Here is a 15610-nt window from a genome sequence, read left to right as displayed (position 1 = left end):
TTGCGCGTTTCGTAACCCAGGCGTGAGGTTCGGCTCCCGGTCTGCCCTGGGGGGTGTCTGGTCCCCTAGGCAGGCAGCCGCCGTTCGGGTGCCGGGTCGCGGCGGGCGGCCAGGGCGTCGAGGTGGGCCTGGATGTACGGCACGGCGACGAGCGGGAGTTCGCCGTCGACGAAGGCCGGCTGCACGTTGACCTCGAAGACCACCCCGCCGTGCTCGATCGCCAGGTCGACGCCGGCGAACGGCAGGCCGACGGAGGCGGTGGCGTCGACGGCGAGCCGGGTGAGGGACGCGGGCAGGTCGGCGGGGGCGATGGGGACCGGGGTGGCGCCCCGGCAGGTGTTGCAGGGGGTGTCGGGCTCGTCCTGGATGTGCTCGCGCGCGTGGACGACCCGGCCGTGCAGGACGAAGACGCGGAACTGGTGGCGGCGGCCGTCGGGCAGGACGTTGCCCGCGTCCCGGGACAGCAGCCAGTCGGTGCCGCGTTCGGCGTAGTAGGCGGTGGCCCGCTCCAGCTGCTCCTCGGTGGTGACGTGGAAGGTGTCGTCGCCGCCGGTGCCGACGACGGGCCGGGCCCAGGTGTCCCGGCCGAGCTTGTCGAAGGCGGCGGCGGCCTCGTGCGGGGCGGGCCGGGACAGCACGGCGGTCTCCATGTGGGCGATGCCGTCGCGGCGGAAGCGCTCCACGGTGCGGTCCTTCTCGGTCGCGGTGCGCCAGGCGGCCGTGCCGGTGCCGAGGGTGACGACGTCGTACTGCTGGAGCAGCCGCTGGAAGGCGGCGAGGGAGCCGCGGCGGTGCGGCGGGATCTCGTACAGCACGACCACGTCGGGCACCACGTCCAGCCGTTCCTCGGGCACCCACAGCCGTAACCGGTCCCCGGCGCGGGTGGCGCGGCCGGAGCCGCCGTCCGCGAAGTGCCGGGAGTCGATCCGCACCGGCGGTGCGCCGGTGAGCAGTTCGACGGCGCGGGCGAGGTAGTCGGCGCAGCCCTCGGGCGAGCTGGGATCGGCGATCAGGGCTATGCGGGGTCGGGACACGGCGGCCTCCAGTGGTTCTCGACGCGCACGGTGCCGCGCGCACTCGGTCGCGCGGCACCGAGCGAACTCACGGGGTGGTGTCAGGCGTACGGGCGGTCGTCGGCCCGTCGCTGATGCTGCCGGCTGCTCCGCCCGTGCCGGACGGGCGGAGCGAGGCCGTGGCGCCACACTGTAGGCGCCGGGCGGACGGCCGGGACAGGGCGCATGCGTCAGCGGTCCCCTGCTCCGGTCTCTGCGCCCTCCGCCCCCGAGCGTGCGCCGTCCCACGCCTCGCGGCGGGTCAGGGCCGGGGCGCCGGTCCCGTGCTGCGGCGGACGACGAGTTCCACCGGTACGACGGGCTCGGTCCGGGGTTCCGCGACCTCGTCGATACGGTCCAGGAGCAGCCGGAGCGCGCGGCGGCCGATCTCGCCGAAGTCGGTGCGCACGGTGGTCAGCGGGGGCAGCAGATGGGCGGCCTCGGGGATGTCGTCGTAGCCGATCACGCTGACGTGGTCGGGGACCCGGCGGCCGGCCTCGTGCAGGGCGCGCAGCAGGCCGAGGGCCATCTGGTCGTTGGACGCGAACACGGCCGTGACGTCGGGCCGTTCGGCGAGGCGGCGGCCGAGCCGGTAGCCGGAGTCGGCGCTCCAGTCGCCGAGGAGCGGGTCGGGCACCTCGGCGCCCGCCTCGGTCAGGGTGGCGCGCCAGCTGTCCAGCCGTACCTCGGCGGACGTCCATCCGGTGGGGCCGGCGATGTGGTGGACGGTGGCGTGGCCGAGCCGCAGCAGATGGCCGGTGGCGGCGCGGGCGCCCGCCCGGGAGTCGGCGGTGACCAGCGGGGCGCGGCCGCCGAGGTCGTTCTCCAGCACCACCATGGGGGTGTCGAGGCGGGTCTCGGCGAGGGCGCCCGCGACGCCTCGTTGCGGGGCGATGGCGATGACGCCGTCGGCGCCCTCGGCGGACAGCGTGTCAAGGGCCCGCAGGACGGTGTCCCGGTCGGCGGTGCCGAGGGCGATGGAGCTGACCAGGTAACCGGCGCTCTGGGCGGCGGTGTTGATCGCGGTGAGGATGGAGGCGGGCCCGTAGCGGGCGGCGTCGAAGGAGATCACGCCGAGCATCCGGGTGCGTCCGCTGGCCAGCGAGCGGGCGCTGCGGCTGGGGCGGTAGCCGAGGGTGCGCATGGCCTCGACGACGGCGGCGCGGGTCTCGGCGCGGACCGCCGGATGGTCGTTGAGGACCCGGGACACGGTCTGCTTGGACACTCCGGCCAGCCGGGCCACGTCGTCCATGACGGGGCGGGTGCCCGCGAAGCTGCGCCGGCTGCGTGCGCGCTGGGCCGGACCGTCGGCGGGCTTGCGGGTCATGGCGGGGGGGTGGTCCTTCGGTGTGGGTCGGGGCGGTGCGGTCCCGCCCGGCGGATCCACAGGATAGGCCGGGCGGGCGGGGGCGGCGTCATGCGGTGCCGACGGTCCAGGTGCGGCTGGTGCGGGCGCCGGCGCCCCGGATCGCGGCCGCGACGGCCTCGCCGGGGGCTCGCCCCGGCAGGTGCACCGGGGCGTCGGCGGCCAGCGGCAGCACCTTCAGCCGCAGGCCGTGGGCGCGCAGCGCCTCCCGCGGGAGCCGGTCGAGGGCGATCTCCCAGGGGCGTCCGTGGAAGAACTGGTCGGCGACGAGGACGTCCCCGACGTAGGCGCGGGCCACGTCCCCGGTCCAGTCGAGGCGCAGGATCGTCCGCCCCTCGCGGGCGAGGAGGTCGTCCGGTACGTCGACGCGGTACTCGGCGGCGACCGTGTCGAAGTACTCGTCCGCGGGGACGCTCGCCCGCCCCTGGACGCCGGTGACGGGCCGGGGCGCGGGGCCCGCGGCGCGGAGCGGGGTGACCGGTACGGCGGTCTCCGTCTCCGGCTCTGATTCGGCGGCTTCACCGAGGCGTGTGTAGCGGGTGAAGACCCCGTCCTGCGTGGCCTTCGTGCCCGTCGGCGCCCGTTCGGGTGCCGGGAGTACGGCGAACGACGGCTGGGCGGCGGTGCCGTGCACCCTGATGCCGTCGCCGTCGAAGACCACGCCGTCGGCGCAGAGAACCAGCCGCTCGGCGCCCCAGGCGGCGCCCCGGTAGGCGGTGCGGGCGGTCACCGCGTCCAGGACCAGCAGCCCGACCCGGCCGCCGTCCGCCGTGACCGCCTCGACCAGCGCGTCGGTACCGGGGCGCAGCCCGGTGACCAGGACGCGGTCGCCGGTGGTGACGGTCTCGCCGGTGGGCGTGCGCACGGACGTCACCGTCGTCGCGTCGAAGGCGAGTTCGGGGGTGATGCCGTCGGTGGCGGCGAGCACGAGGACCGTTCGGCCCGCGTCGTCGACCGTGCACACCGGCTGGGCGGTGGCCCAGTCGAGCCGCAGTCCGCCGGCCTCCAGGCGCAGCGGCCAGCAGAAGTAGGCGCCGGAGGGGACGGTGACGGGAGTGCTGGGCAGGGTGAGGGCGGGCGCGTCGGGGAACTCCACGGTGAACGTGGTGTCCGGGTGGGCGGGCAGCGGCTCGTGCGGCTGGTGGTTGTTGACGAACAGGAAGCCGCAGTCGCCGTCGGCGCGCACGGCCCAGCGCAGGGTGTCGCGGTCGTGCCGGCCGGCCGGCTGCCGGTCGGGCAGCACGGACCGCATGGGGGCGATGCGGTCGCCGAAGCCGGCCAGCAGCAGGTGCTGGAGGCGCAGTTCGTGGTACGAGGGCCGGATCTGGCCGTACTCGCCGAGCGGTGCCTGGAAGTCGTACGTCAGCGGCGGGAGGTCGTTGGGGTAGCCGGTGGCGTGCGACTCCTGGAGGGTGGTCAGGTCGCCGGTGGGGTTGGTGCCGCCGTGGAACATGTAGTAGCCCTGCCACACCGAGCCGCAGCCGATCTTGGTCAGGCCGAGGGCGCCGATGTCGGCCGCGTCGAGCCGTGGTCGCCGGTGGTAGGCGACAGCCATGCCGCCGCCGAGTTCGCAGGTGGCCCAGGGGAAGCGGTCGGTGGGGGCGGGGTCGCCGCCCCGGACGGTGGTGGGGCGCAGGTCGGCGCCGATGCCCTCGTCGTCGCGCTGGTGGGTGAAGAAGTAGTGCTTGCGGCAGGTGTCGGGCCAGCCGCCGTCCCACTCGGTCCAGAACGCCTCGGGGTAGCCGCCGTACAGGGGCAGCAGTTCGTCGGGCGGGAGCCGGACGCCGCCCCAGGCCGTCGACGTCCACAGCGGGGCGCCGAGTCCGGCGGCCTGCGCCGTCCGCTTGAGGGTGAGCAGGTGGCCGGGCTGGTCGTACAGCTCGTTCTCGATCTGGATCGCGACGATCGGGCCGCCGTGCGCCCGGTCCAGGCCGCGCAGCTGTCCGGCGATCGCCGCGTACCAGGCGCGTACGGGTTCCAGGTAGGCCGGGTCGTCGGTGCGGGGCGCGCAGTCGCGGGCGAGCAGCCAGTCGGGCAGGCCGCCGTTCCGGACCTCGGCGTGCACCCAGGGGCCGATGCGGGGGATGAAGCCGAGGCCGTGGCGGGCGCACAGCTCGGCGAAGCGGCGCAGGTCGAGGTCGCCGTCGAAGCGGACGCGGCCCTCGGTCTCCTCGTGGTGGATCCAGATGACGTAGGAGGCGACCACCGTCACTCCGCCGGCCTTCATCTTCAGCAGTTCCTCCTCCCACTCCCCCGCCGGGTGGCGGGAGTAGTGGAACTCGCCGGAGACGGGGAACCAGGGGCGCCCGCCGCGGGTGAGCCAGCGGCTGGTCACCTCGATCGGGTCGGGGACGCCGGGCGCGTCGGTGAAGGGCAGATGGCCGGCGCGGGGCGGTGCGGCGGGGGCGGGGACGCGGAGCCGGTGCGGGTGGGTCATCAGGGCTTCTCCGGTCCGAGGTCGGGGGTGTCGGTGAGCCGGGCGCGGCCGGTGGTGGTGGCGTGCAGTTCGAGGAGGAGCAGTTCGTTGCGGCCGGGGCGCAGGACGGGGGCGGGGACGTACAGGGTGCGCTGGGGGCCGCGGTTCCAGTAGCGGCCGAGGTGGAAGCCGTTGATCCAGGCCTGGCCCTTGGTCCAGCCGGGCAGGGCGAGGAAGGCGTCGGCGGGGCCGGCGAGCTCGAAGGTGCCGTGGTGGAAGGCGGGGCCGGCGACCGGGGCGGTGCCGAGGGGCAGGTCGTGGAGGTCGTTCAGGGGCAGCGGGTGGCAGTCCCAGCCGTCGAGGTCGGTGCCGTCGAGGGCGACCGGGCCGAGCAGGCCCTTGGGGGCGCCGATGCGGGGACCGTAGTTGACACCGCCCATGTTCTCCACCAGCACCTCCAGCGTGGCGCCGGGGCGGGGCACGCGGACGGGCAGGCTCTCCTCGTGGCGTTCGCGTTCCAGTACGCCGGCGGGGGCGCCGTCCAGGAAGACCTGGGCGCGGTCGCCGACGCCGCCCGCGAAGTGCAGCACGCCGTCTCCGGCGGTGGGGACGGTGGTGCGGTAGAGGACGTACCCGGCGCGCAGGCCCAGCTCGTGCAGCGTGCGCGGGGCGCCGGGGGCGGCCACGGGCTCGGTGCGGGCGGTGGCGTACGGCAGGAGCGCGGCCCGGCGGTCCAGTGCCACCTCCGTGGGGGCGAGCTTGCGGCTCGGGGCGGGGGCGGGCTCGTCGGGGACCGGGGCGTGTCGGGCGATGACCTCGCGGAAGGCGTGGTACTTCGGGCCGGGGTCGCCGTGCTCGGTGAGGGGGGCGTCGTAGTCGTAGGAGGTGACGACGGGGGCGTAGGCGTGGTCGTGGTTGGCGCCGTTGGTGAAGGCGAAGTTGGTGCCGCCGTGGAACATGTAGATGTTCACCGACGCGCCGGCGGCGAGCAGCCGGTCGAGGTCGGCGGCGGCGTCGGCCGCGTCCCGGGTGTGGTGCGGCTCGCCCCAGTGGTCGAACCAGCCGACCCAGAACTCGGTGCACATCAGCGGCCCTTCGCTCTGGTGGGCGCGCAGCCGGGACAGGTTCTCCTCGATGCGGCTGCCGAAGGTGCCGGTGGCGAGGGTGCCGGGCAGGCTGCCGGCCGCCAGGTGCTCCGGGTCGGCCTGGTCGCAGGTGAACAGCAGTTCCTCGACACCGCGCGAGCGGAAGCCCTGGTGCAGGTGCTTGAGGTAGGCGGTGTCGTCGCCGTAGGCGCCGTACTCGTTCTCCACCTGCACGGCGATCACGGGCCCACCGGCGGCGGCCATGTGCGGCAGCAGCGGGGGCAGCAGCTCGTCGAGGTAGCGGTCGACGGCGTCGGTGAACCGCGGGTCGCTGCTGCGCAGCCGGATGTCCGGGTCGGCGGTGAGCCAGGAGGGCAGGCCGCCGCCGTCCCACTCGGCGCAGATGAACGGGCCGGGCCGGAGCAGCACGTGCAGGCCTTCGGCCCGGGCGAGTTCCAGGTAGCGGGGCAGGTCGAGGATGCCGTCGAGGACGACGGGGCCGTGCGGGTCGGGCTGGTGGAGGTTCCAGGGGACGTACGTCTCCACCGTGTTCAGGCCCATGAGGCGGGCCTTGCGCAGGCGGTCCGCCCACAGGTCGGGGTGGACGCGGAAGTAGTGCATCGCGCCGGAGATGATCCGCAGCGGCGCGCCGTGCAGCAGGAAGCCGTCGGCCGTGGTCGTCAGGGCGGGCATGGGGCGGGTCCTTTCAGGCGGGGCGGTCGTGGGTGGGGCGGGGCCGGGTGGCGTGGATCAGCCGGAGCGTGACGGCCAGGCACACGGCCGAGACGCCCGCGAGCAGCAGGGGGACCGCGCGGGTGCCGGCCTCTTCGATGGCCTTGCCGAGGGCGGGGCCCATGGGCGGGAACGAGGGTCACGACGAGTGTTACCGGTAACATCGCACGCGTCAAGATCCACGCACACCTTTGTGAAAGGGCTTTCCCAGGGGCCGGGACGTGCCCCGAACGGGCCAGCGCGGGCAGCGGCCCGGCGGTGAGGGGGTACGGATAGCGCACCCGTCCCGAGGAGGAGGCCGACCTTGCAGCACCCGAACCAGCCCTCCGGTCCGCAGCGGCTGCCCTACGGCGCGGGCTCCGCCACGGACGCCCCGCCGGCCGCTCCCCGGCTCGACACCGCCCGGCTGTGGGCGGGAGGCATCATGACCGCCGGAGTCGCCGGACTCACGGCCGTGGTCACCCTGCTGCTGGTGCGCGGAGTGCTGGACATCCCGCTGTTCGCGCCGGAGCGCGAAGGCGCCGTGGGCGACGTCTCGACCGGGATGCTGGCGGGCGGCGCGGCGGTCGTCACGCTGGCCGCGACCGCGCTGCTGCACGGGCTGATCCTCAGCACCCCGCAGCCCGGCCGGTTCTTCAGCTGGATCGTCGCGCTGGTCACGGCGGCGATGGTGCTGCTGCCGTTCCGTACGGGCGCGGCGATGGACGCCAAAGTGGGCACCGGAGTGGTGTATCTGGCGGTCGGCGCCGTCATCGGCTCCCTGCTCTCGGCGGTCGCTCGGGGGGCCACCCGGCGTGTCCGCTGAGACGGGCGCCGCGGCGCCCGCCGCCGCCGAGCGCACCCTGCGGGCCACCCTGCTCACCCCCGGCTACGCCCGGCTGCTGCTGCTCAGTCTGCTGCTCGGCATCCCCATCGCGGCGTTCTGCTTCTTCTTCGTCGGCCTTCAGCACCAACTCGAGCACTGGGTGTGGGAGTCGCTGCCCAAGGCCGTCGGACACGACAGCGCGCCCTGGTGGTGGCCGCTGCCCGCCCTGCTGCTCGCCGGGCTGATCCTGGCGCCGATCGTGACGCGGATGCCGGGCGCCGGAGGCCATGTCCCGGTGCACGGGCTGAGCGGCAAGCCGGTCCGTCCGCGGGAGGTGCCGAGCGTGGTGCTGGCGGCGCTGGGCACCCTGCCGCTGGGCGTGGTGCTCGGCCCCGAGGCGCCGCTCATCGCCGTGGGCAGCGGGCTCGCCCTGCTCGCCCTGCGCCGGAGCGCGGCGGCCAGGGATCCCCAGATCGTCGCCGTGGTCTCCACGGCCGGCTCCACCACCGCGATCTCCACGATCCTCGGGGGACCGCTCGTCGCGGCGGTCATGGTCGTCGAGGCGGCGGGACTGGGCGGCACCCGGCTGGTGATCCTGCTGCTGCCCACGCTGCTCGCCAGCGCGGCGGGCTCCCTGGTCTTCACCGGGTTCGGCGGCTGGACCGGGCTGAACGCCGGCGGACTCACCCTGCCGACCGTCCCACCCGCCGCCACGCTGGACGCGGGCGACTTCCTGTGGGGCGTGCCCGCCGCGGCGCTGATCGCCGTGCTCGCCTCCCTGGCGCACGAGCTCGGCCTGCGCACCGAGCGGTGGACCCAGCGGCACACCGCGGTCCGTACCGTCGCCTGCGCCGTCGCGGTCGGCGTCTGCCTGACGGCGTACGCGCTGCTGACCGGACGTTCCCCCGAGGAGGCGGCGCTCTCCGGTGAGGCCACGCTCGTCCGGCTCGCCGCGGATCCGCAGGCCTGGCCGGTGGCGGCGCTGATCGCGCTGGTGGTGTGCAAGGGGCTGGCCTGGGGCATCGCGCTGGGCAGTCTGCGCGGCGGCCCCATCTTCCCCGCGGTGCTGCTCGGCGCGGCCGCCGCGCTGGCCTGCTCCGGGCTGCCGGGCCTCGGCACCACTTCGGCCCTCGCCCTGGGCGTCGCGGCGGCCACGGCCTCGGTGACGGGCCTGCCGCTGACCAGCGGGGTGCTGACGGCGCTGCTGCTGGGCAAGGACGCGTACCAGCAGATGCCGCTGATCGTGACCGCGTCGGTGGTCGCGTTCATCGTGACCCAGTTGCTGCGGCGTGACGGGGCGAAGAAGCGCTGAGCCGGACGCGGCCGCCGGGAGACACCGGGGCACGGGGAGGGCTCCCCGGGGGAGGCGGGGAGCCCTCGGCTCGGTCAGTCGGCCCGGTCGGCCGCCGACCCGGCCCGTGCGCGCCGGTGGACGAACCAGCCGGTCGCGATGAGCAGCGCGGCCGGCGCGGCTGCGGTGCCGACGGTGGCGCCGGTCGCGGCGAGGCTGCCGCCGCCCGCGGTGGTGGCCGTGGTACCGGTGGCGCCGGTCGCGCCCGAGGTGCCGCCGGAGGTGCTGGTGCCGCCCGACGTGTTTCCGCCGGTCCCGGAACCGCCCGTGCCGCCCCCGGTCTCGTCGTCGGTGTCCACCGGGTCCTGGCCGACGAAGCTGACGGGGACCTTTACGTCCTGGGAGCGGTCGCCGGAGAGGGTGTGGTCGGCGCGGGTGGCCAGGACGCACTCGGCCTTGAAGCAGTCGGTGAACTCGTCCTTGGCGTCGACGGTCAGCTCGACCTCGAAGCTGCCCTTCCTCCCGTACGGGATCGCCAGGTCCTTGCCGTAGTCGGGCGGGTTGGAGGAGATCCACGCGGAGGAGTGGGACGTGCCGGTCATGTCGACGCCGCCGACGCAGGGCGTGGGCAGTTCGCCGTCGCCGTTGTCGACGCACAGGGCGACGTAGACGCCCTTGTCGACGTCGTACCCGGAGCCGGTGACCTTCAGGGTCTGGTCCTCGGTGGCGAGGTGGTTGACCGGGGTGACGGTGAGCTTCTGGCCCTCGGGTCCGGTGACGGTCTTGCTGCCGGACGGCTCGGCGTCCGCGCCGCCGTCGCCGCCTCCGTCACCGCTGCCGTCGCCGTCGCCGTCGGGCTCCGTGACCGTGAGGGTGACGGGCGTCGTACGGGTCGTGCCGACGGCGTTGGTGAACTCGGCGCGGTAGGCGTAGCCGTCCTGGGAGGTTCTGGCGGTGAAGGAGTACGCGTTCCCGGTCGCGCCCCCGATCCGGGACCAGGTCTGGCCGCCGTCGGGGCTGACCTGCCAGCGCACGGCCGGCTGCGGGGTGCCCTCGGCCGCGGCGACGAAGGTGACCTCGTCGCCGGGGGCGGCGGACCGGTCGGTGGGCGCCTGGGTCACCCTGGGGGACATCCGGAGGTCGTACTTGACGACCTTGCTCTCCGCGGCCTTGGTGAGGTAGACGGACGTGGCGCCGGGGGTGACGGCGACCCCCGCGTAGGTGCCCACGCGGACGCTGCCCGGCAGGGCGACCGGTTCCGCGGCGGGCCGGAAGGTCGTGCCGTCGAGGATCTGCAGGGAACCGGTGTTGTCCGTGGTGCCGTCGGAGACGTCCTCGCGCAGCACGAAGGCCCGCCCGGTGGTCCTGTCGAAGGCCGCCGCCATGGCCCGGTCCTCCCCCGTCAGGGTGGCGACCGGCTTGGCGTCCTTGTCGAAGACGAGCACCGAGTCGCCGTTGCCCACCCAGACGTTGCCGGTCGCCGGGTCCGGTTCGACGAAGGTGAGGACGTCGGCGGGGAGTCCGGCGGTGGCGGTGACCTCGAAGGTCCGGGTGTCCACCCGGCGCAGCACCGGCTTGCCCCCGGCGGTGCCGACGGACCAGGCGGTGTCGTGGGCGGCGTCCACGCCGAGTTCGCCGGCGCCCTCCAGGGCGGCCGTCCGTTCGACGGCGCCGGTCGTGAAGTCGGTCCGGCGCAGCTCGCCGCCCGCCGCGACCAGGACGGTGGAGGCGTCGGAGTCCTGGCCGATCCCGGTGAAGGAGGCGCCGTTGAACCAGACGCCCCGCGCGACCGTGTCGCCGTCCTTCGCCGTGCCGATGCCGCGCAGCGGGTAGTGGAAGACCACACCGTCGCCGGGCAGCGCGGCGGCGATCCGGCGGACCACGCGCGGCCCCATCGCCCCGTTCAGCGCGGGGGCCTGGGCGATGTGGCTGAGCACCTTCCCGTCCTCGGGGTCCAGGGCGTACAGGCCCTGCTCGGCCACGTCGGCGGTGTCGGGGATGTTGTCCGAACCGACGTAGAGCTTCCCGGAGCCGGGGTGCAGCAGCAGGTCGAGAGGACGGCCGGCGGTGGTGAACTCGGCGGCCCGTACGTAGCTGAGGGTGCCCGGCGGTACGTCCACGCCGTCGCCGCCGTCGCCCGGGTCCTGGCCCTCGAAGGTGATCGGTATGCGGACGTCCTGGGAGCGGTCGCCGCTGCCGTTGTGGTCGACCCGGGTGACGACCGAGCAGGCCACCTCGAAGCAGTCGAGGCCGCTGTCCTTGGCCTTGACGTTCAGTCGGACGTCGAAGGTGCCGCCCTCGCCCCACGGGACGGCGACCGCCCCCGCGCCCTCGTCGGGGGCGCCCTCGGGGACGATCCACGCCGAGGAGCCGCTGCTGCCGCTCTGGTCGGCCCCGCCGAGGCACGGGGTGGGGACGCGGTTGTCGCCGTTGTCCTTGCAGACGGCGACGTAGACGCCCTTGGTGTCGTCGTAGCCCTCGCCGGTGACGCGCAGGGTCTCGCCGTCCGGGTCGAGGTTCGCGGAGGCGGAGACGGTGAGTTTCTGACCGTCCTTGCCGAGCGCCGTCTTCGGCGTGTCGGCGGCCTGGGCGGGCGCGCCGGCGGTCACGGCGGTGGCTCCGGCGGCCACCAGGGCGGCGGCGCCGAGCAGGGCCGCCGCGGGGCGTCTGGTCCGGCGTGCGGCCGGGGCGTGCGGCCGCTCCGGGCGGTTCGTGTCGTCTGTCATGGCGGGTTCCTCGGTGGGCGGAGGGTCACGGGACGCGCCGGAACGGGCCGGCCGGACGGATGGCCGGCCCGTGGACCCGTCGGAGCTGCGGGCGCTTACTGGAAGGTGACGGGGACGTGCACGTCGTACTTGCGGTCGCCGCTGTCGAAGTGGTCGGCGCGGGTGACGATCGCGCAGTCCACGTCCTGGCCGCAGACGCTGCCGTCCTCCAGCGTGGCCTTGACGTAGATGTTCACGCTGAAGGTGCCGCCGGAGCCGAACCTGGAGCTGTTGGCGAAGAGGCCGCCGAAGGTGTTGTTCACCCAGTGCGAGGCACCGGTGGAGCCGCTTTCGTCCTGGCCCCCGAGGCAGGGGGTCGGCTTGTTGGCGCCCTGGGTGCCCTCGACCACGCAGAGGCCGACGTAGACGCCCTGGGAGGGGTTGTATCCGGAGCCGGAGACCGTGATGACCTGGCCGGCCGCGGCGGCGGTGCCGGGTGCGGTCAGCGACAGGTTGTAGGTGGTGCCGCCGTCGGTCACGGTGCGGGTCGAGGTGGCGGCGGAGGCGGAGCCCGCCAGGCCGACGGTCAGCGCGGCGGAGGCCGCGAGGGCGAGGGCGGTACGGGCGGTGTTCCGGGCGGAGAGGACGGATCTCATGTGGGAGAAGCCTTTCTCTAATTATGATCTTCGTGTTTTTGTCAACGAGTGGCCGGCGAGTTCAATCGCCTTGAAGCACCGAGAAGCGCGCCTCGGCGCCACCCCGCCCACCGGCCACGGTGTACAGCTCCACCGTGTGCTCGCCCTCCGTGGCGTTGGCGTACACGGGGAACGTCCGGGCGACCCGGCCCCGCGCGTCGGCGACCACCTGGTAGCGGGTGTCGCCGTCGACGGCCACCAGCACGACCGCGCCGGGCTCGAAACCCTCGCCGGTCACCTCCTGTTCACTCCCGGCGGTCAGCACGGGACGGGCGACCGTCGCGGCGGGGGCGGATTTCTCCGCGCCGGTGGGCTGTTGGGCGTCGGCGGGCCCTTGCTCGCCCGCGGCACCGCCCTGCTCCTGTGACGGTTCGGCCCCGGTCCCCACCGTCACGTCCAGCACGCCCAGCGCGTCCCCCGCCGCGAACTCCTGACCGCTCCAGGCGGACAGCAGCCGGGCACCCTCGTCGGTGAGCGTGGCCCGCAGCCCGGTCCAGGTCACCCCGGCCGCGCGTACGGCGGGGGCGGCGCCGTCGGCCCCGAGGCCGGCCAGCTCGATGTCCCGTCGTTCCCCGCCGAGTTCGGTACGGACGTGCAGCGTGCCGCCCGCGTCCGTCAGGCGCAGCCGGAGCGCGTCGAGGAGCAGCGGCTCGGCGGGATTCGCGGCGCGGGTCAGACGGGCGGTGCCGTCGAACGCGACGTCCGCCTCGCGCGTTCCCGGGTCGGCGCCGCCGCCGGAGGCCGGGAACCAGGTGCGGTGCGCGCCGCCTTGAACGGCCCCCTCCCCCGCACTCAACTCGACCCCGCGCTCGGCCGGTTCGTCGGAGCCGGTCGTCCAGCTCGCGTAGCCGCCGGTCACCTCACGGGGCGGCTCCCGCCCGTCCTGCGCGACCGCCGCCCCGGGGGACAGCAGCGCGACCAGGGCGCTGCCCGCGAGCACGGCGGCCGCGGGTCTTCTTCTCGCCTTCACTTCACGCCTCTCGTCGAACGTCTCTCATGTCAGCGGAGTTGTCAGGGCACTTCGGTCTCAGCCCGGCTGCCCCGCCCGCCTGCGGCGCGCCCAGAGCCAGACGCCGGTACCGGCGGCGACCAGCCCCGCCGAGGCGAGTCCGAGCGGCAGCGCGGCCTCGGATCCGGTACTGGCGAGCGGACCGCCCGAGGACTGCCGGGTCTCACCGGCCGAGCCGGTGCCGCCGGTGGTGGAGCCCGCCGCCGGGGTGGCGGCCGGCGCGCCGGGGGCCGCGGACGCGGTCGCGGTCGCGGTCACGCCGGACGACGCACCGCTGCCGCCGTCGCCGTCACCGCCGCCGAAGGTCACCGGGATGCGGACGGTCTGGCTCTGGTCGCCGCCGCGGGTGTGGTCGTTGCGCGTGATGACGGCGCACGTCACGCCGGACTTGGTGCAGTCGGTGTCGGCGTCCTTGGCGCGTACCTTGACGCGCACGGAGAACGAGCCCTTGTGCCCGGTGCCCTGGTAGGGCTCGGCCAGCCCTTCGCCGTACGACGGCGGGTTGGACGAGACCCACGCGGACGCCCCGGACTCCCCCGACATGTCCACTCCACCGACACAGGGCGTGGGTGTTCTGCCGGGTCCGTTGTCGACGCAGAAGGCGACGTAGATGCCCTTCTCCGTGTTGTAGCCGGTGCCGGACACGGTCACCGTCTCGCCCGCCGGATCGAGGCCGGACGCCTTGGAGACGGTGAGTTTCTGCCCTTCGGGTCCGGTCGCCGACGCGCCCGCGGCGACGGCCGGGGGCTGGGCCGCCAGGACCAGCGCGACCGCCAGCGCGGCCGACGCCGCCGCCGCGCCGGCTACGGCAACTCCTCGAACACGTACGCCACTTGGCAACAGCATGGGAACACCCCCACCACGGATAACTTAGGGAAGGCTAACCTAAGATACAGATCAACTGAGTGCCAATCCGCGCCAACCTGAGGGAGACAGCGAGCATGCGCCCACCGGAGAGACCGCGTCGTCGCGGTGTCGTCGTCCTTGCCCTGGCCGTGGCACTGCTGACCGGTGCCTGCGGCAGCGCCGACGGCGGCGGGCCGGACCGGGCGCCGGTCTCCACGAGCGAACGGGCCGCCGCGGCGGAGAAACGGCTCGCGGCGAACACCCTCGTACCGCTCGAGGGCGAGGCTCCGAAGCCGAAACTGCCGGTCACCGTCGACTCCTCCGACGGACGCCGGGTCACCGTGCGGGACGCCTCGCGCATCCTGCCGCTCAACGGCGGCGTCGCGGAGATCGTCTTCACGCTGGGGCTCGGCGACCGGGTCGTGGGCCGGGACGTCACCGCCACCTTCGAGGAGGCGAAGAAGCTGCCCCTGGTCACCAAGGCGCACGACGTGAGCGCGGAGAGCGTGCTCTCCCTGCGCCCCACCGTGGTGCTCGCCGACACCGACACCGGACCGTCGGAGGCCATCGACCAGATCCGCGGCGCCGGGATCCCGGTCGTCGTCCTCGACCCGGCCACCGAACTCGCCGACGTCTCCACCCGGACCACCCGGATCGCCGACGCCCTGGGCGTCCCCGCCGCCGGGAAGGCCCTGAACGCGCGGATCGCGAAGGACCTGAAGGCCGCCCGCGCCGCGGTGCCCGAGGGCAGCCGCCCCAGAGTGGCCTTCCTCTACATGCGGGGCAGCGCGGCCGTCTACCTGATGGGCGGCGACGGATCGGGCGCCGACTCGCTGATCGCGGCGGCGGGCGCGGTGGACGCCGGAGTCGAGGCGGGCCTGGACAAGCCCTTCACCCCCCTCACCAGCGAAGCCCTCGTCAGAGCACAGCCGGAGGTGATCCTGATGATGAGCAAGGGCCTGGAATCCGTCGGCGGCGTGGAGGGCCTGATGGACGTACCGGGCATCCGCGAGACCCCGGCCGGGGCGGACCGCCGGATCGTCGCCCTGGAGGACGGCGTACTCCTCGGCTTCGGCCCGCGGACGCCCCTCGTCATCGACATCCTGGTGGACCGTGTCCACCGGGTCTGACGGACCGCCCCCGGTGCCCCGTCCGGCGCGCGCTCCTCCCCCTAGGGGGCGTCTCGTCGATCATGCCGGGCTCGCGGCGCCTGGCACCGCGCCTCGCCGCGTTGTCGTCACTCGCCGATGCTCCGCATCGACTCCCTCCTCCGCCTTGCGATGCACGGCACCAGACGCCGCTCCCTGATCCGGCCTGATCGACGAGACACCCCCTAGGTGTATTGGCCTGGAGCGTTGTTCACTCGGCTGATTGGCGATTGGCCTGCGAGTGCGGTGTGGCAGCGGTGGTGGTTGTAGGTGTGCAGGAAGTCTGCCAGGGCTGCCGTGCGTTCGGTGTTGCTGGTGTAGGGCCGCTGGTAGGCCCACTCGTCGAGCAGGGTGCGGTTGAAGCGTTCGACCTTGCCGTTGGTCTGTGGCCGGTAGGCGCGGGTCAGCTTGCGGCTCGCGCCCAGGTCGGCCAGGGCCTGCTGCCAGGCGAAGCTCTTGC

At 74.5% G+C, this 15610-nt stretch carries 13 protein-coding genes; 3 read left to right on the top strand and 10 right to left on the bottom strand.

Going from position 1 to position 15610, the window contains the following annotated elements; genetic code table 11:
- Positions 1 to 65: 65 nt before the first annotated feature.
- The 5 genes from AMK31_RS29260 to AMK31_RS29240 all read right to left on the bottom strand — a co-directional run bounded on the left by AMK31_RS29260 (position 66) and on the right by AMK31_RS29240 (position 6775).
- Positions 66 to 1034 (bottom strand): ATP-grasp domain-containing protein, encoded by a 969-nt coding sequence (locus AMK31_RS29260; protein WP_073943697.1) that lies wholly within the window; start codon positions 1032 to 1034, stop codon positions 66 to 68.
- Between the two features lie 280 nt (positions 1035 to 1314).
- Positions 1315 to 2379 (bottom strand): LacI family DNA-binding transcriptional regulator, encoded by a 1065-nt coding sequence (locus tag AMK31_RS29255; RefSeq protein WP_073943696.1) that lies wholly within the window; start codon positions 2377 to 2379, stop codon positions 1315 to 1317.
- An 88-nt stretch (positions 2380 to 2467) separates the two neighbouring features.
- Positions 2468 to 4855 carry a beta-galactosidase gene (locus AMK31_RS29250; protein ID WP_073943695.1) on the bottom strand — a complete coding sequence of 796 codons (2388 nt, stop codon included), beginning with the start codon at positions 4853 to 4855 and terminating at the stop codon, positions 2468 to 2470.
- Complete coding sequence (locus AMK31_RS29245) at positions 4855 to 6612, bottom strand: glycoside hydrolase family 35 protein (protein ID WP_073943694.1); 1758 nt, start codon at positions 6610 to 6612, stop codon at positions 4855 to 4857. The genes AMK31_RS29250 and AMK31_RS29245 overlap by 1 nt, the downstream gene beginning before the upstream one ends.
- Before the next feature lie 13 nt (positions 6613 to 6625).
- Positions 6626 to 6775 (bottom strand): hypothetical protein, encoded by a 150-nt coding sequence (locus tag AMK31_RS29240; RefSeq protein WP_241842752.1) that lies wholly within the window; start codon positions 6773 to 6775, stop codon positions 6626 to 6628.
- A gap of 180 nt (positions 6776 to 6955) precedes the next feature.
- Between AMK31_RS29240 and AMK31_RS29235 the strand changes: the two genes are divergently transcribed.
- Positions 6956 to 7456, top strand: coding sequence for a DUF6069 family protein (locus AMK31_RS29235; protein ID WP_198948593.1), 501 nt, complete (start codon positions 6956 to 6958; stop codon positions 7454 to 7456).
- The gene (locus AMK31_RS29230) at positions 7446 to 8768 is read left to right on the top strand and encodes a chloride channel protein (protein ID WP_073943693.1); all 1323 of its coding nucleotides are present in this window, start codon (positions 7446 to 7448) and stop codon (positions 8766 to 8768) included. The genes AMK31_RS29235 and AMK31_RS29230 overlap by 11 nt, the downstream gene beginning before the upstream one ends.
- Before the next feature lie 74 nt (positions 8769 to 8842).
- On the opposite strand, the gene AMK31_RS29225 is transcribed toward AMK31_RS29230, so the two are convergent.
- From AMK31_RS29225 to AMK31_RS29210, 4 genes are all read right to left on the bottom strand, one after another.
- A complete protein-coding gene (locus AMK31_RS29225; protein ID WP_073943692.1) occupies positions 8843 to 11473 on the bottom strand; it encodes an immunoglobulin domain-containing protein in 2631 nt (876 codons plus the stop codon).
- A gap of 95 nt (positions 11474 to 11568) precedes the next feature.
- A complete protein-coding gene (locus tag AMK31_RS29220; RefSeq protein WP_073943691.1) occupies positions 11569 to 12108 on the bottom strand; it encodes a hypothetical protein in 540 nt (179 codons plus the stop codon).
- A gap of 61 nt (positions 12109 to 12169) precedes the next feature.
- A complete protein-coding gene (locus tag AMK31_RS29215; RefSeq protein WP_079186978.1) occupies positions 12170 to 13117 on the bottom strand; it encodes an HtaA domain-containing protein in 948 nt (315 codons plus the stop codon).
- Between the two features lie 57 nt (positions 13118 to 13174).
- Positions 13175 to 14002 carry a hypothetical protein gene (locus tag AMK31_RS29210; RefSeq protein ID WP_079186977.1) on the bottom strand — a complete coding sequence of 276 codons (828 nt, stop codon included), beginning with the start codon at positions 14000 to 14002 and terminating at the stop codon, positions 13175 to 13177.
- Between the two features lie 95 nt (positions 14003 to 14097).
- On the opposite strand from AMK31_RS29210, the gene AMK31_RS29205 reads away from it, so the two are divergent.
- A complete protein-coding gene (locus AMK31_RS29205) occupies positions 14098 to 15132 on the top strand; it encodes a heme/hemin ABC transporter substrate-binding protein (protein ID WP_073943689.1) in 1035 nt (344 codons plus the stop codon).
- Positions 15133 to 15335: 203 nt separating this feature from the next.
- Here AMK31_RS29205 and AMK31_RS29200 read toward each other — a convergent pair.
- On the bottom strand, positions 15336 to 15610 hold a 275-nt coding region (locus AMK31_RS29200), incomplete at its 5' end, for an integrase core domain-containing protein (RefSeq protein WP_143204265.1).

Origin of the sequence: Streptomyces sp. TSRI0107 (assembly GCF_001905845.1) — a bacterium.
Taxonomy (GTDB): Bacteria; Actinomycetota; Actinomycetes; order Streptomycetales; family Streptomycetaceae; genus Streptomyces.
The sequence above is the reverse complement of the archived record's forward strand: the minus strand, read 5'-3'. Positions and strand labels throughout refer to the sequence as shown.

Coding starts and splice junctions, on each gene's coding strand:
- AMK31_RS29255 (WP_073943696.1), bottom strand. CDS start 2,379: ATGACCCGCAAGCCCGCCGACGGTCCGGCCCAGCGCGCACGCAGCCGG.
- AMK31_RS29250 (WP_073943695.1), bottom strand. CDS start 4,855: ATGACCCACCCGCACCGGCTCCGCGTCCCCGCCCCCGCCGCACCGCCC.
- AMK31_RS29245 (WP_073943694.1), bottom strand. CDS start 6,612: ATGCCCGCCCTGACGACCACGGCCGACGGCTTCCTGCTGCACGGCGCG.
- AMK31_RS29240 (WP_241842752.1), bottom strand. CDS start 6,775: ATGGGCCCCGCCCTCGGCAAGGCCATCGAAGAGGCCGGCACCCGCGCG.
- AMK31_RS29225 (WP_073943692.1), bottom strand. CDS start 11,473: ATGACAGACGACACGAACCGCCCGGAGCGGCCGCACGCCCCGGCCGCA.
- AMK31_RS29220 (WP_073943691.1), bottom strand. CDS start 12,108: ATGAGATCCGTCCTCTCCGCCCGGAACACCGCCCGTACCGCCCTCGCC.
- AMK31_RS29210 (WP_079186977.1), bottom strand. CDS start 14,002: ATGCTGTTGCCAAGTGGCGTACGTGTTCGAGGAGTTGCCGTAGCCGGC.
- AMK31_RS29205 (WP_073943689.1), top strand. CDS start 14,098: ATGCGCCCACCGGAGAGACCGCGTCGTCGCGGTGTCGTCGTCCTTGCC.